The 21311-nt window shown below is 69.1% G+C and carries 15 protein-coding genes and 2 tRNA genes; 10 read left to right on the top strand and 7 right to left on the bottom strand.

The annotated features are described in order from the left end of the window. Positions 1-108: 108 nt before the first annotated feature. The 4 genes from AC3AP7_RS09525 to rnr all read right to left on the bottom strand — a co-directional run bounded on the left by AC3AP7_RS09525 (position 109) and on the right by rnr (position 5798). On the bottom strand, positions 109-1272 hold the full coding sequence (locus AC3AP7_RS09525; RefSeq protein ID WP_475763662.1) for a glycosyltransferase family 4 protein: 1164 nt from the start codon (positions 1270-1272) through the stop codon (positions 109-111). A gap of 206 nt (positions 1273-1478) precedes the next feature. Next, on the bottom strand, positions 1479-2177 hold the full coding sequence (gene rpiA / locus AC3AP7_RS09530; RefSeq protein ID WP_475763660.1) for a ribose-5-phosphate isomerase RpiA: 699 nt from the start codon (positions 2175-2177) through the stop codon (positions 1479-1481). A 305-nt stretch (positions 2178-2482) separates the two neighbouring features. Next, positions 2483-3226, bottom strand: a complete 744-nt coding sequence (rlmB, locus tag AC3AP7_RS09535; protein ID WP_475763658.1) for a 23S rRNA (guanosine(2251)-2'-O)-methyltransferase RlmB — start codon at positions 3224-3226, stop codon at positions 2483-2485. Positions 3227-3341: 115 nt separating this feature from the next. Then, positions 3342-5798, bottom strand: coding sequence for a ribonuclease R (gene rnr, locus AC3AP7_RS09540; protein WP_475763656.1), 2457 nt, complete (start codon positions 5796-5798; stop codon positions 3342-3344). 236 nt (positions 5799-6034) lie between these two features. On the opposite strand from rnr, the gene AC3AP7_RS09545 reads away from it, so the two are divergent. After that, positions 6035-6121 (top strand) — tRNA-Leu (locus AC3AP7_RS09545). Between the two features lie 119 nt (positions 6122-6240). Here the strand turns inward: AC3AP7_RS09545 and AC3AP7_RS09550 are convergent. Continuing rightward, entirely contained in the window at positions 6241-6456 is a 216-nt protein-coding gene (locus tag AC3AP7_RS09550; protein ID WP_475763654.1) for a hypothetical protein, read from the bottom strand. Next, the gene (locus AC3AP7_RS09555; RefSeq protein ID WP_488324812.1) at positions 6453-6890 is read right to left on the bottom strand and encodes a hypothetical protein; all 438 of its coding nucleotides are present in this window, start codon (positions 6888-6890) and stop codon (positions 6453-6455) included. Before AC3AP7_RS09555 ends, AC3AP7_RS09550 begins: the two co-directional genes overlap by 4 nt. Before the next feature lie 526 nt (positions 6891-7416). Here AC3AP7_RS09555 and AC3AP7_RS09560 point away from each other — a divergent pair. Then, a tRNA-Leu gene (locus AC3AP7_RS09560) sits at positions 7417-7503 on the top strand. A gap of 178 nt (positions 7504-7681) precedes the next feature. On the opposite strand, the gene AC3AP7_RS09565 is transcribed toward AC3AP7_RS09560, so the two are convergent. Then, entirely contained in the window at positions 7682-9043 is a 1362-nt protein-coding gene (locus AC3AP7_RS09565) for a chloride channel protein (protein ID WP_475763650.1), read from the bottom strand. Positions 9044-9324: 281 nt separating this feature from the next. Between AC3AP7_RS09565 and AC3AP7_RS09570 the strand changes: the two genes are divergently transcribed. From AC3AP7_RS09570 to AC3AP7_RS09605, 8 genes are all read left to right on the top strand, one after another. Next, a complete protein-coding gene (locus AC3AP7_RS09570) occupies positions 9325-10542 on the top strand; it encodes an MFS transporter (RefSeq protein WP_475763648.1) in 1218 nt (405 codons plus the stop codon). A 272-nt stretch (positions 10543-10814) separates the two neighbouring features. Continuing rightward, entirely contained in the window at positions 10815-11750 is a 936-nt protein-coding gene (locus AC3AP7_RS09575) for a TetR/AcrR family transcriptional regulator (RefSeq protein ID WP_475763646.1), read from the top strand. 218 nt (positions 11751-11968) lie between these two features. Beyond that, on the top strand, positions 11969-14467 hold the full coding sequence (locus tag AC3AP7_RS09580) for an acyl-CoA dehydrogenase (protein WP_475763643.1): 2499 nt from the start codon (positions 11969-11971) through the stop codon (positions 14465-14467). A 51-nt stretch (positions 14468-14518) separates the two neighbouring features. Then, the gene (locus tag AC3AP7_RS09585) at positions 14519-15928 is read left to right on the top strand and encodes a 3-oxoacyl-ACP reductase (RefSeq protein ID WP_475763641.1); all 1410 of its coding nucleotides are present in this window, start codon (positions 14519-14521) and stop codon (positions 15926-15928) included. Between the two features lie 10 nt (positions 15929-15938). After that, positions 15939-16856 (top strand): MaoC/PaaZ C-terminal domain-containing protein, encoded by a 918-nt coding sequence (locus AC3AP7_RS09590; protein ID WP_475763639.1) that lies wholly within the window; start codon positions 15939-15941, stop codon positions 16854-16856. Between the two features lie 48 nt (positions 16857-16904). Then, positions 16905-18206: an acetyl-CoA C-acetyltransferase gene (locus AC3AP7_RS09595; RefSeq protein WP_475763637.1), complete on the top strand. Its 1302-nt coding sequence runs from the start codon at positions 16905-16907 to the stop codon at positions 18204-18206. Positions 18207-18260: 54 nt separating this feature from the next. Continuing rightward, positions 18261-20003, top strand: a complete 1743-nt coding sequence (locus tag AC3AP7_RS09600; RefSeq protein ID WP_475763635.1) for an AMP-binding protein — start codon at positions 18261-18263, stop codon at positions 20001-20003. Between the two features lie 35 nt (positions 20004-20038). Beyond that, positions 20039-21202 (top strand): DUF1571 domain-containing protein, encoded by a 1164-nt coding sequence (locus AC3AP7_RS09605; RefSeq protein WP_475763634.1) that lies wholly within the window; start codon positions 20039-20041, stop codon positions 21200-21202. Positions 21203-21311 lie beyond the last annotated feature (109 nt).

The following is a 21311-nucleotide window of genomic DNA, read 5'->3' on the forward strand; positions in this document are numbered from 1 at the left end:
CTGTGAAAAGTCTTTTTAAATAATATGTACTACTACCTGTTTCGCGGAATGCCTCTTCCGCTCCTGCCGCTTGCCCGGTGCCGCACGGCACATCGTGGCCGCGCGGCGTCAGCCGGCCGACGCCAGATCGGCCTCGACCCGCTGCGCCTGCCGCCGTGGTCCGGCGGCTGCAATCGTGCGCGTGACTTCGAGCATGAACGCATGCCGGAACTTCGCGGCAGAAAAACGCTCCGCATTCGCCCGGCAGGCGGCGGGCGTGATCAGCACGCGCTGCCGCTCGAAGCGCTCGATCGCCTCCCGGAGCGCGCTCGCCGTCTGCCGGCCGAAATACACGCCTGTCGGACGCGCTTCGCCGACCGGCACGACCGTCTCCAGCGCCCCGCCCTTGCCATACGCGATCACCGGCGTCCCGCAGGCCTGCGCCTCCAGCGCCACGATGCCGAAGTCCTCTTCGGCCGCGAACACGAACGCGTTTGCGCGCTGCATGTAGTCGCGCAGCACATCGAACGGCTGGTAGCCGAGCACCGTGACATTCGGTCCGGTCTTCGCCCGGATCGCAGCCATCTCCGGGCCATCGCCGATCACCACGAGCCGGCGCGACGGCATCGCGCGAAACGCGTCGACGATCAGGTCGACCCGCTTGTACGGGACGAGCCGCGACGCGGTCAGGTAGAACCCCTCCTTCTGCTCGCACAGGTCGAACCGCTCGACGTCGACCGGCGGCGCAATCACCGCGGCATCGCGCCGATAGGTCTTCATGATCCGGCGCGCGACGAACTGCGAGTTCGCGATCAGGCGGTCCACGCCGTTCGCGGAACGCGAATCCCAGTTGCGCAGATAGTGCAGCAACGCGCGCGCGGCCCATGAGCGCGGACCGCGCGTGAGGCGCGCCTCGCGCAGGTATTGATGCTGGAGGTCCCACGCATAGCGCATCGGCGAATGCACATAGCTCACGTGAATCTGGTCCGGGCCCACCAGCACGCCCTTCGCGACCGCGTAGGAACTGGTGAGCACGAGATCGTAGCCGCTCAGGTCGAACTGCTCGATCGCCAGCGGCATCAGCGGCAGGTACGCGCGGTAGCGGGTGCGCGCGCGCGGCAGCCGCTGGATGAACGAGGTCGTGACCGCTTTGCCGCACACGGGTGCGCGATCCTCGAGAAAGTCGACGAGACTGAACAGGTCGGCATCGGGAAAGCACTGGATCATCTGCTCCAGTACTTTCTCCGCGCCGCCGGGCGCGACGAGCCAGTCGTGCACGATCGCCACTTTCATGTTTTCGCTGCCCCCAGTCCGAACGGCACAAGTTACCGTGGACAGTCTAAGAGCAAGCGTGCACGGTCGTGCGTGCGCACGACCACATTAGGGAAGCGACATTCGTGCATGCGACGCGGCCGGTCGGATGCGCGGCGAGGCACCGCGAACCAGGTCCTTGCGTGCCGTGCGGCCGTTGCGTCGCACGGCGCGCGGCATACCCGCCGTCAGGCGTGCGGGGTATAGCGGATCGTTTCGACGCCGTTCGGGGTGCCGAGCAGGCACAGGTCCGCGCCGCGTGCGGCGAACAGGCCGACCGTGACGACGCCCGGCCACGCGTTGACCTGCGCTTCGAGCGCGCGCGGATCGGCAATCTGCAGGCCCTTCACGTCGAGAATCTCGTTGCCGTTGTCCGTCAGATACGGCGTGCCGTCCTGCTTCACGCGCAGCACCGGCACGCCGCCGAGGGCGGCGAGGCGCCGGCCGATCGCGGTGCGAGCCATCGGCACGACTTCCACCGGCAGCGGAAACTGGCCGAGCACGTCGACCCGCTTCGATGCGTCCGCAATGCAGACGAACACGTCCGCCACCGACGCGACGATCTTCTCGCGCGTGAGCGCGCCGCCGCCGCCCTTGATCATCGCGCCGCTGGCGTCGATTTCGTCGGCGCCGTCGACGTAGACGGGCAGCGTGTCGATCTCGTTCAGATCGAGCACCTTGATGCCGTGCGCGTGCAGACGCGCGGTGGTCGCGAGCGAGCTCGACACCGCGCCGCGATAGCGCGCTTTCGACGCGGCCAGCGCGTCAATGAAACAGTTCGCGGTCGAGCCGGTGCCCACACCGATCACGACACCTTCGGGCACGGTTGCGTTCACGTAGTCGGCGGCGGCCTGGCCGACCCGTTGCTTGAGTTCGTCTTGAGTCATCACAGAGGCAGGAGAAGCGAAAAAAGCGCAGTTTACCGGAGTCGCGCGAGCGGACTGAAAATGCGCGCGGGGGACGGGCTGACGCCGCGCATCGGATGAGCCTGCGTCGCGCGATCCGCGCGCATCGGATGGGCTTGCGTCGCGCGATCCGCGCGCATCGGGTGGGCCTGCGTCGCGCGATCCGCGCGCATCGGGTGGGCCTGCGTCGCGCGATCCGCGCGCATCGGGTGGGCCTGCGTCGCGCGATCCGCGCGCATCGGGTGGGCCTGCGTCGCGCGATCCGCGCGCGACGCGCAACCCGTCGCTTACGTCTTCACGCCGCGCTGCCGGACCGCTTCGAACAGGCACACGCCGCTCGCCACCGACACGTTCAGGCTTTCGACGCTGCCCGCCATCGGAATGCGCATCACCTGATCGCAGGTGTCGTGCGTCAGCCGGCGCATGCCCTCGCCCTCGGCGCCCATCACGAGCGCAACCGGACCGTCGAGCTTCGTGTCGTAGAGGTTCGCCTGCGCGTCGCCGGCCGTGCCGATCACCCATACGCCGGCTTCCTTCAGGTCGCGCAACGCGCGCGCGAGGTTCGTCACCGTGATGTACGGCACCGTGTCCGCCGCGCCGCTCGCGACCTTCGCCGCGGTCGCATTCAGGCCGACCGCGCGGTCGCGCGGCGCGATCACCGCGTGCGCGCCGGCCGCGTCCGCCACGCGCAGACAGGCGCCGAGGTTATGCGGGTCGGTCACGCCGTCGAGCACGAGAATGAGCGGCGCCCCCTCGATCCCGTCGAGCAGTTCGGCGAGGTTCTGTGCAAGCGGCAGGTCGCCCGCGCGCGCCACCACGCCCTGATGCCGCTCGGTGCGCGCGAGCCCCCACAGCCGCGTCTCGTCGGCGGCGATCACGCGCACGCCTGCTTCTTTCGCGGTATGCAGGAACTCCGCCATCCGGCGATCCTTGCGCGTCGCGTCGTAGTACACCTCCTCGACCGTGGACGCGTCGTGCCGCAGGCGGGCGGTGACCGCATGAAAACCGTAGAGAACCTTCAGACGTGACATGACTGGAACAACCTTTGTTAAAGCAATGCGCCGCGCGAAGGCGCGGCGCCGATGAACGATGCGCGCGGCCGGCCGTCCCCGGCGCGGCCTGCGCGGCCACACCGCAGCGGCCGGATCAGCGCTTCTTGCGCGACTTCGCGGCCGCCGCCGGGCGGCCCGACGCGTTGTGCTTTTTCGCGGTGCCGCGCGCCGCGCGCGCTTCCTTGGCCGCCTGCGACGCCGCGGGCGCCGCCTTCTTGCGGCGCGGCGCGGCCTCGGCCGCCGGCAGCGACGACCTCACGCGCGGCCCGCCGTTGTCGCCGGCCATCCTGTCGGGCAGCGCGGCGCGCGCGCCCGCCGGCTTGACCGGCGTCTCGCGCACGAGCCTGAAGTCGATCTTGCGCGCGTCGAGATCGACGCGGCTCACCTGCACGCGCACGCGATCCGACAGCCGGTAGCGGATGCCGGTGCGCTCGCCGCGCAGCTCGTTGCGGATCTCGTCGTACTGGAAGTAGTCGGCGCCGAGCTCCGTCACGTGCACGAGGCCCTCGATGAACAGCGAGTCGAGCTGCACGAAGATCCCGAACGACGTGACGCCGTTGATCATCCCGCCGTACTCCTCGCCGAGCTTGTCGCGCATGAAATAGCACTTGAGCCACGCCTCGACGTCGCGCGACGCTTCGTCCGCGCGGCGCTCGTTGGCCGAGCAGTGCAGCCCGAGCTCTTCCCAGATCGCGGTGTTCGCGCGCGCGCGGCCGCGCGGCGCGTCGTCGGCCTGCTGCAGCGCGCGCGCCTTCGGCGACAGCGCGGTGTTCAGCTCGACGCCGTGCGGCGCGTGCGGCAGGTACTTCCGGCCCTGCAGCACCGCGTAGATCGCGCGGTGCGTGAGCAGGTCGGGATAGCGCCGGATCGGGCTCGTGAAGTGCGCATACGCCTCGTATGCGAGCCCGAAGTGGCCGATGTTGTCCGGGCTGTAGACGGCCTGCTGCATCGAGCGCAGCAGCATCGTCTGCAGCATCGGCGCATCCGGACGGTCGCGGATCTGCGCCATCAGCGCCGCGTAGTCGCTCGCGTGCGGCGTGTCGCCGCCGCCGAGCGCGAGGCCCATGCCGCGCAGGAACGTGCGCAGGTTTTCGAGCTTCTCGGCGCCCGGCCCCGCGTGCACGCGGTAGAGCCCGGGGTGGCGGTTGCGCTTCATGAAGTCGGCCGCGCAGACGTTCGCCGCGAGCATGCACTCCTCGATCAGCTTGTGCGCGTCGTTGCGGGTGCGCGGCAGGATCTGCTCGATCTTGCCCTGCGCATTGCAGACGATGTACGTCTCGGTCGTGTCGAAGTCGATCGCGCCGCGCTTTTGCCGTGCGGCAAAGAGCGCCTTGTAGACCCCGTACAGGTTCTGCAGCTGCGGCAGCAGCCCGGCGCGGCGCGCCGCCTCCGGCCCGCGCGTGTTCTTCAGCACCGCGGCGACTTCGGTGTAGGTGAGACGCGCGGCCGAGTGCATGACGCCCGGATAGAACTGGTAGGCCTTGATGTCGCCGCGCGCGGTGATCACCATGTCGCACACGAGCACGCAGCGGTCGACCTGCGGGTTGAGCGAGCACAGCCCGTTCGACAGCTTCTCCGGCAGCATCGGGATCACCCGGCGCGGGAAATAGACCGACGTGCTGCGCTCGATCGCGTCGATGTCGAGGCCGCTGTCCGGCTGCACGTAATGCGACACGTCGGCGATCGCGACGATCAGCCGGAAGCCGTCGCCGCGGCCGACTTTCATCGGCTCGCAGTAGACCGCGTCGTCGAAGTCGCGCGCGTCCTCGCCGTCGATCGTGACGAGCGGCACGTCGCGCAGGTCCACGCGATGCCGCAGATCGACCGGGCGCACTTCGTCCGGCAGCTTCGCGGCTTCGTCGAGCGCGGCCTCGCTGAACTCGTGCGGCACGCCGTACTTGCGCACCGCGATCTCGATCTCCATGCCGGGGTCGTCGATGTCGCCGAGCACCTCGGCGACGCGCCCGAGCGGCTGCGAATGGCGGCTCGGAAACTCGGTCAGCTCGACGACGACCACCTGGCCGACCTTCGCCTTTTTCGTGTTCTGCGTGATCAGGATGTCGTGGCCGATGCGCTTGTCTTCGGGCGCGACGATCAGCGCGCCGTTCTCGTTGAGCAGCCGCCCGATCACGCGCTTGTTGGCGCGCTCGGTGACCTCGACGATGTGGCCTTCGGGCCGCCCGCGCCGGTCGTAGCCGACGATGCGCGCGAGCACCCGGTCGTTGTGCATGACCTTCTGCATCTCGGCATTCGGCAGGAACAGGTCGTCCTGGCCGTCGTCGCGCACGAGAAAGCCGTAGCCGTCGCGATGCCCCTGCACGCGTCCGGCCACGAAGTTCGACGGATGCGTGAGCTGATAGTGATTGCGCTGATCGAGCCGGATCTGGCCGTCGCGCTCCATCGCCGCGAGACGCCTGAAGAACCCTTCGCGCTCCTGGCGCTTGATCGACAAGGCCTCGGCGATGTCGTTCGCGGCAAGCGGCGCCTCGCTCGTGCGCAGCACGCCGAGGATCTCTTCACGGCTCGGAATCGGGTAGGGATATTTGCTCAAGAGCTTGTCGCTGATTTTTTCTCGTTGCGTGGACGCCGGCGGCCCGCGCGACGCGCCGGCCGCCGCGCGGATGAATACCGGCCGCGGGCCGCACTGCTGCGAGGCATTCTAACACCCGTCTTGCACGCCAAACGGCGCGCCGCGCCGCGGCGTGTGCCGGTCCGCGCGCGCCGGCGGAGCGCTTGACAGGTGGAAAGCAGTCGCTATAATGGCGATCTCTGTTTTGCAGCGCACCTGCCCAGGTGGCGAAATTGGTAGACGCACCAGGTTCAGGTCCTGGCGGTGGCAACACTGTGGAGGTTCGAGTCCTCTCTTGGGCACCAGCAGCACCCAGTCATGGGTGACTGGCGCGGCAAGCCGCTCGAAAGACCCCGTAAATCGTTCGATCTACGGGGTTTTTTGCTTTACACGGTTTTTTTGCTTTACGGGCACTCGTTTTGTTCTACCGGCTCCCGTTCTTGAGCGCCCCCCGGCGGATCGCCCGGATCCCGCGCTGCGCGCGGCGACGCTCAAGCGACTCGAGCGTGCGGCCGCGCGTATTCGGCCCGAGCGCGAAGAACGACAACGCCAGCAGCGCGCACATCAGCCCGACGCTGGTCACGATCGAGAACGAATGCGCGACATGCGCGAGTTCGAAAACCACCGCGAACGGCGTCACTGCCGACGCAATGCGTGCCGACCAGCGCGGCAGCCCCCATCCCCCGAAGCCGCACGCCCGTGGGCAGGATCTCCGGCACGTAGGCGCCGTAGCCGCCCGCGGAAGATAAAGAACATCGCCGCGGTCAGCACGATGCCGGCGGGATCGGTCTGGCGGGCATAGGCGATGCCCGTCGCCGCCCCGACGAGCGCGGCGCCGATCAGCAGCCAGCGTCGCGCGTCGCGGTCCGCGAGCACGATGCCGGCCAGCGGTCCGAGCAGGTTGCCGACGAAGACGACTCCAGAGAACCCGATGGTTGCGGACACACTCAACCCGCGCTGCGTCAGCAGCGTCGGCAGCCCGTTGAGCAGCACGAAAATCGACGAGAGGTGCAGGACCTGGAACAGCACGGCGAGCACCGTGCGCGGGCGCCAACCGGACGAGGGGCCGCTCATCCGGCGTGGCACGTCGCGATGCGCCTGATTGACACAGACCGCTGCCCGGCGAAGTTCTCGTGGCATATCTCGACATGCTGTCACCCCCGCATGCGGACGCCACGCGGATAGCCCAGGCTTTCTCGTGCGCGCGGCGCCGCAGCGGCTCGTGTGGGGTAGCGACTGGCCGGACACGACCAGGCGCGCTCAGGCGGACACTGTCGCACTGCGCGCGCTGCCCGATCCGAACCTCGGCGCGGCGCACGCGATAAGCGCACGCCTGTTCGAACGGCATGTCCCGGCGCTGCTCGATTCACCCGCGCGCCTGAAGCGCGCGTACCGGATGGCCGGGCGCTGCCGCAGCGAACTCGATCAGGTCTTCGAAGACTACGACGTGCTGGTGACGTCGGCCGCACCCGCGCCGGGTGCATCCGTCGCGGCCCGCCATTTGCGCGCGCCGTTGCGTGGAAACCGGGAAATGGCCACGAGGACCGTTGACAGTGTCGCGGACCACGCTATAATGGCTGTCTTGTTGGATGCAAGACATGCCCAGGTGGCGAAATTGGTAGACGCACTAGGTTCAGGTCCTAGCGGTGGCAACACTGTGGAGGTTCGAGTCCTCTCCTGGGCACCAACAGTGGTACCGGCATGAGCCGAAGCAGTTCGAGAAACCCCGTAAGATCAATGTCTTACGGGGTTTTTTGTTATGGGCGACCGCCGTCGGCATAGCAGCGTCCTCTACAACCGCCTCTCCCCCCTTTGCGCGTGCGCAGAACGGACGCGCACGCGCGCGTCCCTGCGGTCGCCCGCCGCTACCGGCTGCGTTCGAGCGCGACCGACGCCGCAGCCAGCGCGCCCGGCGCGGCGGCCCGAAGCGCATTCCCCCCCACTCCCGCATTCGCCCGCGCGCCTAACAGCCGGAACGTCGCCACCGAACCCGCGATGCCGAACAGCAGCGGAATCACCAGATCGTGGCCGGCCCGCGTGAACTCCATCATCAGCACCACGGTCGTGAGCGGCATCTGCATCGACGATGCGAGAAATGCGCTCGCACCGACCACCGCAAACGCGCCCGGCGCGGTGCCCGGCCACGCCAGACTCCACAGGCCGCCCAGCACGATCCCGAGCAGCGCGCCGTTGGCGAGGCCCGGCGTCAGCAGCCCGCCCTCGGCGCCCGCGCGCAGGCTGCTGCACGTGATCGCCACCTTCAGCACGAGCAGCGTCGCGGCAAGCGCGATCGTCAGGCCGCCGTCGAACGACAGTTGCGCCGCTCCCTTGCCGTTGCCAGGCAGTTGCGGAAAATGCATCACGAGCAACCCGATCACCGCGAAATTGACGACCGACAGCACCGCGAGACGCCAGCCGCGCGGTGCCTCGGCCCGCGCGCGCGCCGTCAGCTTCGTGAAGCCCCATGCGGCGGCGCCGAACAGCGGCCCGGCAAGCGCGGACCAGACCATCAGCGGCGTCGTCACCGCGAAGCCCGGCAGCGTGTACTGGTGCTCGTTGCCGAGCCCCAGCCATGCAACGATCGCCGCAAGCCCCGACGTGACGAGCGCCGGCACGAGCGCCGCCCAGCCGAACGTGCCGAGCAGCACTTCGAGTACGAACACCGCGCCGCCGAGCGGCACGTTATAGACGGCTGCCAGCCCCGCGCCCGCCCCGCACGCGAGCATGATGCGGCTCTCGCCCGCCGACAGCCCCGCCCGGCGCGACAGCCATCCGGCCCACACGGCGCCGATCTCGCGCGGCGCGACCTCGCGGCCGAGCGGCGAGCCGAGCGCAACCGTGACGATCTGCAGCAGCGCGTGCGCAACCGTGCTGCCGACCGGCATGCGCGGATCGTCGGCGCGCACCGCGCTGCGGATGCTGACGAGCGGCCGCCCGTAGCGGTACAGCGCCGCCCAGCCGAGCCCCGCGACCAGCCCGCCCGCGAGCAGCGCGACGAAACGCCGGTGCGGCGCGGCGGCGCTCACGCCGTCGAGAAAGCTCTCGTGACTGATCACGTGCGCCACGCTGTAACCGAACGCGAGGTGCTGGATCGCATGCAGCAGCAGCGCCAGCAGCATGCCGCCGAAGCCGGCGCCGATGCCGGTCAGCAACGTGACGGCCGCCAGCACGGTGAAGGGGCTGCGCGTGCGGCGCGGCGGCATCGGAACATAAGGCAGGATCGACATGGCCGGAAAAATGGAACAGGCAGTGAAACAGGCAGGAATTGCCGTCATCGTAAGGGTTAACCCCCTATGAATCAAATTGCTTTTTATTCTCTCTTGATGATTTATATGAATGAATTACGCCGATCCGGTGCACCGTAGGGAAGGCGTAAAAAAACCGCGCGCGATGCATGCAACCGTTTAACGACGGGCGTACACTCGCACAAGCCCGTTGCGCGGGGCGTGCAGAGCCCGTTTGGTTCTGCCGCGCAGCGAGGTCGAATCCGGAGACATGGAGAAAAAAGATGAGCTGGACTCGGGAGCAAAAGAACGTCACCATCGCCGCCTACCTGGGCTGGACGCTGGATGCGTTCGACTTCTTTTTGATGGTGTTCGTGCTGAAGGACATCGCCGGCGCATTCGGCACCGACGTCAAGTCGGTCGCCTTCGGCATCATGCTGACGCTGATGATGCGCCCCGTCGGCGCGCTGATCTTCGGCTGGCTGGCCGACCGCTTCGGGCGCCGCCCGACGTTGATGGTCAACATCGCGTGCTATTCGATGCTGGAGCTGCTGTCGGGCTTCTCGCCGAACCTCGCGACGCTGCTCGTGCTGCGCACGCTGTTCGGCATCGCGATGGGCGGCGAATGGGGCGTCGGTAGCGCACTCACAATGGAAACCGTGCCGGCGAAATCGCGCGGCATCGTGTCGGGCCTGCTGCAGGCGGGCTATCCGAGCGGCTATCTGCTCGCCTCCGTGGTGTTCGGGCTGTTCTACTCGTACATCGGCTGGCGCGGCATGTTCATGATCGGCGTGATCCCGGCGCTGCTGGTGCTGTACGTGCGCGCGAAGGTGCCCGAGTCGCCCGCCTGGCAGGCGATGGAAACGCGCACGCGCCCGGGCCTGCTCGCCACGCTGAAGAAGAACGCCACGCTGTCAATCTATGCGATCGTGCTGATGACCGCGTTCAACTTCTTCTCGCACGGCTCGCAGGATCTCTACCCGACCTTCCTGCGCGAACAGCATCACTTCGACGCGCACATGGTGTCGCTGATCGGCGTGGTGCTGAACATCGGCGCGATCTGCGGCGGGCTGTTCTTCGGCTACCTCTCGGAGCAGATCGGCCGCAAGCGCGCGATCTTCATCGCCGTGCTGATCGCGCTGCCGGTGCTGCCGCTGTGGGCGTTCTCGAGCACCGCGGTCATGCTCGCGATCGGCGCGTTCCTGATGCAGATTTCGGTGCAGGGCGCGTGGGGGGTGATCCCGGTCCACCTGAACGAGATTTCGCCGGACGAGATCCGCGCAACGTTCCCGGGGCTCGTCTACCAGCTCGGCAACCTGCTCGCGTCGGTCAATGCGCCGCTGCAGGCGGGGCTCGCCGAGTCGCACGGCAACAATTACGCGCTCGTGATGGGCGTGATGATCGGCATCGTCGCGGTCGTGATCGCCGTGCTGATTCCATTTAGCCGCGAACGACGCGGCATCGATATGACACAATCAGCAAAACAGGTCACTGCCGTGTAAAACAGGCGGCAGACCAGAACCACAGGCGGCCGCAGGCCGCCGCGCCAGATAGCAGGATGTACGAGGCCGTTCCGATTTCGATCGGAACGGCCTTTTTTATTCGCGCGACCGACGCGCATCCGCACCCTCAAGGTGCCTTTTTAGAGGAGTCCATCGATACCTAGCGCTTGCCCGAATCCCTTTCCTCTTCTTATCCTGAAAAAAACGGCTGTTTCAAATACGCATTTGAAGCGCCTGTTTGCGGCTGGGCGACCAGCATTGGGAGACGCAACATGGCAGTTCGCTCAACAAGCCGGCATACCGGCGACACCAAGACACGCATCCTCGACGCGGCCGAGGCGCTCTTCATCGAATGCGGCTACGAAGCCATGTCGCTGCGGCAGATCACTTCGCGCGCCGAGGTCAATCTGGCTGCGGTCAACTACCACTTCGGCAGCAAGGAGGCGCTGATCCACGCGATGCTCGCGCGACGCCTCGACCGCCTGAACGACGAGCGCGTGAAGCTGCTCGAACGCTTCGACGCGATGCCGGGCGCGCGCTTCACCTGCGAGCACGTGCTCGGCGCGATGTTCATTCCGGCGCTGCGGCTCTCGCGCGATCCGCGCGTCGGCGGCAAGGCGTTCCTGCGCCTGCTCGGGCGCGCGTACACCGACCCGTCGTCGTTCATCCGCGATTTTCTGAACGCGCACTACGCGGACGTCGCGGAACGCTTCTTCGGCGCGTTCCAGCGCGCGCTGCCGCACCTGCCGCGCGACGAGCTCGGCTGGCGCCTGCACTTCGCGATCGGCGCGCTGTCCGGCGTGCTCGCCGGCACCGACACCGACAGCCTGATTGCGGAGTTCTCGCAGGGCAAATCGATGAACGACCTACAGCTGATCGCCCGCCTCGCGTCGCTGATCGTCGCCGCGCTCAAGGCGCCGCTGCCGGACGCGAGCCAGATGGCGGCGTTCGCAGCCGTGCTCGGCGACGCATCCGACGAGGCGGGCGCGGGCCTCGGCGAAGCACCCGGCAAGACCGCTGCGGCCGGCACCCAGAGCAGCACGACCGATGCAGGGAGCGCGGGCGCGGGCACAGGCCCTGCGGCGCGTGATGCCGGGCACCCGGATCGACAGGATCAGGCAGATCGAGCGGATCAGGCGGACCGGTCGGGCGCGTCGGCGAGCGTGGGGGGCGCCGGGCTGCGGCACGTCGCGCACGGCGCGATCTGAACGCCGGCGCGAGGCCGCGGCGCGCGCATGCCGTGGCCGCACGCCGGGAACGCTTCTGCCGGGCCGGCTGCTCCAACGGCGGCGCGCGCGACCCGTGCGTGCGTCGGAGCGGTGCGCGGTCGCGCGGGTTCGCGCCGGGTTCGCGCCGGGTTCGCGCAGGGTCCGCGCAAGGTTCGCGCCGGCTCATATTCGTACTCAGTAAACGGGAGGTCCGTCTCATGTCGTGGTTTTTTGCCGTTCTCGTCCTCGCAGCCGCAACGCTCGTCTACGTTCAGGCACGCGCGGCCTGGTGGCTTGCCGCGATGCTCGTCTGGTGCGCCGCCGTGCATCTGGGCGGCGCGGCCGGCGGTCTTGCGACCGCGCTGCTCGCGCTCGTGCTCGTCGTGCCGTCGGCCGTCTGCGCGATCCGGCCGCTGCGGCGGCGCTGGCTGTCGCAGCGCGTGCTCGCGCGGTTCAGCGCGATCCTGCCGGAGATGTCGCCGACCGAGCGCGATGCGATCGAAGCGGGCACCGTCTGGTGGGACGCCGAACTGTTCTCCGGCCGCCCGCGCTGGGACAGTCTGCTTGCGCACGGACCGGCGACGCTCAGCGCCGACGAGCAGGCCTTTCTCGACAACGAATGCGAGCGCCTGTGCGACCTCGCGAACGACTGGGAAAGCACCGCGATCTGGCAGGACCTGTCGCCGCAGGCCTGGCAATACGTGAAGGAAAAAGGCTTTCTCGGCATGATCATTCCGAAGCAGTACGGCGGCAAAGGCTTTTCCGCCTATGCGCACTCGCAGGTGATCATGAAGCTCGCGACGCGCTGCTCCGCCGCCGCGGTGTCGGTGATGGTGCCGAACTCGCTCGGTCCGGCCGAACTGCTGATGCACTACGGCACCGACGAACAGAAGCACTACTACCTGCCGCGTCTCGCGCGCGGCGCGGAGATTCCGTGTTTCGCGCTGACGAGCCCGTATGCGGGCTCCGACGCGGCCGCCATTCCGGATGTCGGCATCGTCTGCAAAGGCATGCACGACGGCCGCGAAACGCTCGGCTTTCGCGTCACGTGGGACAAGCGCTACATCACGCTCGGCCCGATCGCGACCGTGCTCGGTCTCGCGTTCCGCGCGCTCGATCCCGAGCATCTGCTCAGCGCGGCCGACGAGCCCGGCATCACCTGCGCGCTGATTCCGACGCGTCACCCCGGCGTGAACATCGGCCGACGCCACTGGCCGCTCAATGCGGTGTTCCAGAACGGGCCGAACTCCGGCAAGGACGTCTTCATCCCGCTCGACTGGGTGATCGGCGGACGCGCGCAGGTCGGCAACGGCTGGCGCATGCTGATGGAGTGCCTCGCCGCCGGCCGCGCGATCTCGCTGCCGTCGTCGAACGTCGGCATGGCGAAGATCGCGGTGCGCGGCACCGGCGCGTATGCAGCGGTGCGCCGGCAGTTCCGCACCGCGATCGGCAAGTTCGAAGGCGTGCAGGAAGCGCTCGGCCGCATGGGCGGCAACCTGTACGTGATGGATGCGGCGCGGCGGCTCTCCGCGCAGGCGGTCGACCTCGGCGAAAAGCCGTCGGTGATCTCGGCGATCGCGAAGTATCACATCACCGAGCGCGCCCGCAAGGTCATCAACGACGGCATGGACGTGGTCGCCGGCAAGGGCATCTGCATGGGGCCGTCGAACTTCCTCGCGCGCGCCTATCAGCAGGTGCCGATCGCGATCACGGTCGAAGGCGCGAACATCCTGACGCGCTGCCTGATCATCTTCGGCCAGGGCGCGATCCGCTGCCATCCCTACGTGCTCGCCGAAATGCGCGCAGCGCACGAACCCGATCGCGAGAAGGCCTTGCGCGATTTCGACGCCGCTTTCTTCGGACACCTTAACTTTGTGCTGTCGAACGCGCTGCGCAGCCTCGTGTACGGGCTGACCGGCGGACACCTGATCCGGCGCCCGCAACGCGCGGACGCGCGCCTTGCGCACTACTACCGCGCGGCCACCCGCCTCGCGACCGTGTTCGCGCTGCTCGCGGACGTCTCGATGTTCGTGCTCGGCGGCGAACTCAAGCGGCGCGAACGCATCTCCGGGCGCCTCGCCGACGTGCTGTCGCAGCTCTACCTGATCTCGGCGACCCTCAAGCGCTTCGAGGACGAAGGCCGCCAGCAGGACGACCTGCCGCTCGTGCGCTGGGGTGTCGAGGATGCGCTGTACACCGCGCAGCAGGCGCTCGAAGGGATACTCGCGAACTATCCGAGCCGGTTCGCCGCGGCGCTCGTCCGGCTGCTCGCGTGTCCGCTCGGCTGGCCGCATCGCGCGCCGGCCGACGCGCTCGGCACCGCGATCGCCGGGCTGATGCAGACGCCCGGCGCGGCCCGCGAGCGCCTCGTCGCCGACTCGTATGTGCCCGATCCGAAGGTCGACGCGCTCGGCAACGGCGAGCGCCTGTTCGCGCTGACGCCGCACGTCGCGGCGCTCGACCAGCGCCTGCGCGAAGCGATCCGGCGCGGCGCGCTTGCGCCGATGCCGCAGAGCCTCGCGGAGCTCGGCGCGTGGACCGCCGCCGCGCAGCAGCAGGGATTCGTCGACGCCGACGAGCGCGCGGTGCTCGACGACTACGCGCGCTACGGCGCCGAGCTCGTGAAGGTCGACGACTTCGCGCCCGACTTCGACCTGCTCGCCGGCCTGCAGCAACGCAAGGCTGCGCTCGACGAGGCGGCGCAACTGGCCGCCTGAGCGCGTCGCGCGGCATCCTGGGACCCCGACTGGCCAGCGGAGCACACCGGCATGAGAGACGCCTACCTGAACTTCGTGAACGCGCCGTTCGGCGCGCGCGTCGCCCGCGCGTTCGGGCTGCCGAAACCGGTCGCCCTGCGCCGCTATCGCGCGAACGAAGCGGAGTTCGACGGCATCGTCGCGCTCGGTGCGGGCGCGGCGCCGCAATGGCTCGATCTGCTCGCCGATACGGTCGCGCAGCTCGGACTCGCGAGCGTCGCGCATCCCGGCGCGCTCGCGTGGCTCCCGCTTGCGCATCGGCACGGTCTGATGACGGGGCGCTTCGAGCCGGTCGACGCCGGCGCGCGCAGCCCGATCGCCGCGCTGCTGTTCGACGCGAGCGGCATCGAGGATAGCGCGCAGCTCGACGCGGCGTATGCGTTCTTCCACGACACGCTGCGCTCGCTGCGGCCCTGCGGCCGCATCCTCGTGCTCGGACGGCCGCCGCGCGACTGCGCGAGCGTGCGCGCCGCCACCGTGCAACGCGCGCTCGGCGGCCTCGTGCGTTCGCTCGGCAAGGAGGCGCGGCGCGGCATCACGTCGAACCTGATCCTGCTCGCACCGGGTGCCGACGCGCACGCCGGCGCGACGCTGCGCTTTTTCCTGTCGCCGCGTTCGGCCTACGTCTCGGGCCAGACCGTCTGCATCGACGCGCCGCCGCACGCCGACGCCCCGCCCGTCGACTGGCGCCAGCCGCTCGCCGGCCGGCGCGCGCTCGTGACGGGCGCGGCGCGCGGCATCGGCGCGGCCATCGCGACAGCGCTCGCCGCCGACGGCGCGCATGTGACCGGCCTCGACATCCCGTCGGCACGCGAGGCGCTCGACGAGACGCTGCGCCCGTCCGGCGGCACGGCGCTCGCGTTCGACCTGGCCGACGCCGACGCGGGCGCGCAGATCGCCGCGGCGCTCGACGACCTCGGCGTCGACATCGTCGTGCACAACGCCGGCATTACGCAGGACCGCACGATCGTCAGGATGGACGAGACCGTCTGGCGCCGCGTGATCGACATCAACCTCGCCGCGCAGGCGCGCATCGACGACGCGCTGCTCGCGGCCGGCACCCTGCGCGACGGCGGACGCATCGTCAGCGTGTCGTCGATCAGCGGCATCGCAGGCAACATCGGCCAGACCCACTACGCGACGTCGAAGGCGGGCGTGATCGGCCGCGTCGAGGCGCTTGCACCGTTGCTGCGCGCGCGGCGCATCACCGTCAACGCGGTCGCGCCGGGCTTCATCGAAACGCAGATGACCGCGAAGATGCCATTCGCGATCCGCGAGGCCGGCCGCCGCATGAATTCGCTTGCCCAGGGCGGTCTGCCCGAGGACGTCGCGCAGGCGATCGCGTGGCTTGCGCAGCCGGGCTGCGCGGGCATCACCGGCCAGCTGGTGCGCGTGTGCGGCCAGAGCCTGATCGGAGCGTAAGAGCGTGAGCATGAACGGGTTGCCCCGCATCGACCCGCCGCCGTCCGCTGCCCGCGCGCGCACGCTCGTCGTCGACACGCTGCCGCCGCCCGCGCAACTCTACGCGCGCGCGCTCGGCGGCCTGCTGCGGCGCGGCCGCCGCGCGCCGACGGCACCCCTGCCGGCGCTGCGCATCGTGCGCCCGGCGGCGACGCTGGAGCCCGCGGCGATCGGGCGTTATGCGCGCGTCTGCGGGTTCATCCCCGAGCACGGTGTGCCGTTCACATACCCGCATCTGCTGGCGTTTCCGCTGCACCTGCTGATGCTGACCGATCCGGCGTTTCCGTGGTCCGCGCCCGGCATCGTGCATCTCGCGAATCACGTGCGGCTGCGCCGCCCGCTCGCGTATACCGACGTGCTGCGCGTCGAGACCGAGTTCGGTGCGCTGCTGCGCCACGACAAGGGCCAGGCGTTCGTCGTGCACAGCCGCATTTACCGGCGCGGCGAAGCGGTGTGGGACGGCGAGAGCGTCTATCTGAAACGCGCGGTGGCGAGCGCCGGCGAGCCGCTCGTGCCGCTCGACATCGACGCCGCCGCGTTGCAGCGCGCGGCGCGCTGGCAACTGCCGGCCCAGCTGGGGCGCGATTACGCGCGCGCGTCGGGCGACTACAACCCGATCCATCTGAGCGCGCTGTCGGCGAAGGTCTTCGGCTTTCCGCGCGCGATCGCGCACGGCATGTGGACGCTCGCGCGCGCCGGCGCCGCGCTGCAGCCGCCGCGCCGGCTCGCGCAAGCGAGCCTGAGCGCCGAGTTCAGGGCGCCGCTGCTGCTGCCGGGCGAAGCGTCGCTGTGGAGCGCGTCGCCCGCGCTCAACGAACGCACGCTCGAAGTGCGCGATCGCGCCGGCGAGCGGCCGCATCTGCGCGGCCATCTGCACTGGGCGCTGTGATGAGCCGCCCGCCCCCGGCCCCCCACCACGCTTCCCACGGAGTCACGCATGCCCCACCCGCTTCCCGCTGTGCGCCGCGTCGCCATCGTCGGCGGCAACCGGATCCCGTTCGCGCGCTCGAACACCGCGTACGCGCACGCGTCGAACCAGGACATGCTGACGTTCGCGCTGCAGGGGCTCGTCGACCGCTTCGGCCTGCATGGCGAGCGCCTCGGCGAAGTCGCGGCGGGCGCGGTCATCAAGCATTCGCGCGACTTCAACCTCACGCGCGAAGCGGTGCTGTCGACCACGCTCGCGAAGGAGACCCCGGCCTACGACGTGCAGCAGGCCTGCGGCACCGGGCTCGAATGTGCGCTGCTGGTGGCGAACAAGATCGCGCTCGGACAGATCGACGCGGGCATCGCCGGCGGCGTCGACACGACCTCCGATGCGCCGGTTGCGATCAACGAGCGGATGCGCCGGATCCTGCTCGACGCGAACCGCGCGCGCGGCATGCCCGGCAAGCTCGCCGCGCTCGCGAGGCTGCGCCCCGGCATGCTCCTGCGGCCACAGTTGCCGCGCAACGGCGAGCCGCGCACCGGGCTGTCGATGGGCGAGCATTGCGAACGGATGGCCAAGCGCTGGGGGATTGCGCGCGAAGCGCAGGACGCGCTTGCGTTCGAGAGCCACCGGAAGCTGGCCGACGCGTACGCACGCGGCTTCTTCAACGACCTGATGACGCCGTACAAGGGCCTCGCGCGCGACAACAACCTGCGCGCGGATCTCACGCTGGAGAAGCTCGCGAGCCTCAAGCCGGCATTCGATCGCGACGCGGGCACGCTGAGCGCGGGCAATTCGACGCCGCTCACCGACGGCGCGTCCGCGGTGCTGCTCGCGAGCGAGGCCTGGGCGGCCGCGCGCGGCCTGCCGGTGCTCGCGTACCTGAGCTGGAGCGAAACCGCGGCGGTCGACTTCGTCGAGCGCAACGAAGGACTGCTGATGGCGCCCGTCTACGCGGTGCCGCGCATGCTCGCGCGCGCCGGCCTCACGCTGCAGGACTTCGACCTGTACGAAATCCACGAGGCGTTCGCGGCTCAGGTGCTGTGCACGCTCGCCGCGTGGGAAGATGACGAGTACTGCCGCACGCAGCTTGGTCTCGACGCCGCGCCGGGCGCGATCGACCTCAGCCGGCTGAACGTGAACGGCGGCTCGCTCGCGACCGGCCATCCGTTTGCCGCGACCGGCGCGCGCATCGTCGCGGGGCTCGCCAAAATGCTTGCGCAACTCGACAAGCCCGCCGGCCGCGCGCGCGGACTGATCTCGATCTGCGCGGCCGGCGGCCAGGGCGTGGTCGCCATCCTCGAACGCTAGCCGCGCCGCCCCGTCACCCGATAAAAAACGCCTCACGCCCGAAGGAGACCACCGATGAACCAGCCCGATCAGGCGGCGCCCGTCGCCGCGCCCGACACCGACGACATCTGGTACGCATCGTATCCCGCCGACGTCCCGCACGACATCGACACGCGCCAGTACGACTCGGTCGCGCAGTTCTTCGACGAATGCACGACGCGCTTTCGCGACCGCGTCGCGTTCGTGAGCGTCGGCGCGTCGCTCACGTATGGCGAGCTCGCGCGCAAGGCCACCGCGTTCGCCGCGTATCTGCAGGATGCCGGCGTCGTGCCCGGCGAGCGCGTCGCGATCATGCTGCCGAACACGTTCCAGTACCCGGTCGCGCTGTTCGGCACGCTGAAAGCGGGCGCGGTCGTCGTCAACGTCAATCCGCTCTACACGGTGCGCGAGCTCGCGCATCAGTTGAAGGACAGCGGCGCGCAGACGATCGTCGTGTTCGAGAACTTCGCGCATACGCTCGAACGCGCGCTGCCCGGCACGCAGGTGAAGCGCGTCGTCGTCACCGCGCTCGGCGACCTGCTCGCCGACGGCCTGAACCTCAAGGGACGCCTGCTGAACGCGGTGCTCAAGCACGTCAAGCGGATGGTGCCCGCCTACGATCTGCCGCAGGCGGTGCGCCTGAACGACGCGCTCGCGCGCGGCTACCGGCGCACGCTCGCGCCGGTGCGCATCGGGCACGAGGATCTCGCGTTCCTGCAGTACACCGGCGGCACGACCGGCGTCGCGAAGGGCGCAATGCTCACGCATCGCAACATCATCGCGAATCTGCTGCAGGCGAAGGTCTGGGCCGAAAGCCAGCTGAGCGGCGACATCGAAACGGTGCTCACGCCGCTGCCGCTCTATCACATCTACTCGCTCACGGTGAACGCGCTGATCTTTCTCGGGCTGGGCGGGCGCAACATCCTGATCGCCAATCCGCGCGACACGAAGCGCGTGATGATGATCCTGCGTCACGAGACCTTTACCGGCATCACCGCGGTGAACACGCTCTACAACGCGTTCCTCGACAACGAGGAATTTTGCCGGCGCGATTTCTCGAACCTGAAGCTCGCGATGGCCGGCGGGATGGCGACGCAAAAGGCCGTCGCCGAGCGCTTCAAGGCAGTCACCGGACGGCCGATCGTCGAAGGCTACGGGCTCACCGAATGCTCGCCGATCGTCGCGATGAACCCGGTGGACCTGAAGCAGATGCGCGACTTCGAAGGCACGGTCGGCCTGCCCGCGCCGTCGACCCGCGTGCGCTTCAGAAAGGACGACGGCAGCTGGGCGAACATCGGCGAGGCGGGCGAACTGTGCGTGCAGGGGCCGCAGGTGATGAAAGGCTACTGGAACCGCCCCGACGAGACCGCGAAGACGCTCGACGCCGACGGCTGGCTCGCGACGGGCGACATCGGCGTGATGGACGCGCGCGGCTACATCCGGCTCATCGACCGCAAGAAAGACATGATCCTCGTGTCGGGCTTCAACGTGTATCCGAACGAGATCGAGGACGTGATCGCAATGCACCCGGACGTACGCGAGGTCGCGGCGATCGGCATTCCCGACGCGGCCCAGGGCGAGCGCGTGAAGGTGTTCGTCGTGCCCCGCCATCCGGCGCTCACGGCAGAGCAGGTGATCGCGCACTGCCGCGAGAACCTGACCGGCTACAAGGTGCCGAAGCTCGTCGAATTCCGCGACGCGCTGCCGCAGACCAACGTCGGCAAGATCCTGCGCCGCGCGCTGCGCGACGAGGAACTCGCGAAGCAGGCGCCGCACTGAACCGGCGCGAACGGCCCCGACACGGAGATACCCCGATGCAGTCCGATCCGCTGCTGCCCGCGCGGCGCATACCCACCGCGCGCCCTTGCCCGCATACCGCGCGGACCGCGCACGACGAAGCCGGCGACGAAGCCGGCGACGGACCCGGCAACAAGCCCGGCAACAAGCCGCGCAGTGCGCGCGGTGCGCCGTGCCGGCGGCGTGTCGCCGCGCTCGCGCTCGCCTTCGCCCTGCCGCTGGCGTGTTCGTCGGCGTTCGCCGAGGCAGGCGCGCAGAGCGCCGCATCATCCGCGACACCGGCGGATGTGTCCGCTACGTCGGCTACCTCTGCCACATCCGCTACATCCGCCGCCACATCCGCTACATCCGCTACATCCGCTACATCCGCCACATCCGCTACATCCGCGGCGGCGCCGACGCTGCCGCCGTCGGCGGTCGGCCGGCTCGCGCCTGAGCAGCAGGTGCGCTGGCTGCAGCAGGCCCAGCAAAGCGGCATGCTCGCGCGGCTCGACGACGACACGCTCGTCGCCCTGTTCCGCTCGCTCGCCCCCGACACGCTGCCGCGCCTGATCGCGCAGGGGCCGAACGGCTACCCGTCGTACCAGTTCACGATGCTGCGCTGGGAGCGCATCAGGGGCAAGTGGCCGGACAAGCCCGATCACATGCTCGTGCGTCTCGCGCACGATCCGCTGCGGATTTACGCGCGGTGGTTGCCGGACGGCGCGCACGCCGGCCAGGAGATTCTCTACGACGAAGCGACCCGCCCCGACGAAATGTACGGCCATCTCGGCGGACTGTTCGGCTTCGTGCCGATCTGGACGTCGATACACGGCGCCCTCGCGCGCGCGCAGTCGAACCACACGGTCCGCGATCTCGGCACCGGCTATGTCGCGCGCCGGTATCTGGACGAACACGAAAAGTACCTGCAGGCAGGCATCGCGCGCGCCGCGCAGATCGCGGTGCGCACGCTCGACGGCGTGCGCGTCGTCGCGTTCACGTTCGATGCGCCGGCCGGACAGCCGCAGTTCTATGCAAGGAAGGAAACGCTCGGGCTCGATCTGCGTCATCCGTACTTCCGCACGGTCGAGTCGTACGGCAACGACGGCCAGCTGTTCGAGCGGATCGTGTTCGAGACGATCACGCCGATGCGCTTCGACGCGATGACCTTCGATCCGAAGAACCCGCATTACCACTTCTAGGGAAACGCTGATCAATGAGCCCACCGCTGGTGATCCCGCGCATACGGCTCGCGATTTTTGAAACGGGAAGCCCGTCGAGACAAATTTTGGGCGCCTGCACGACCGACTT

The sequence above is a fragment of the Paraburkholderia sp. PAMB 6770 genome, assembly GCF_057748135.1.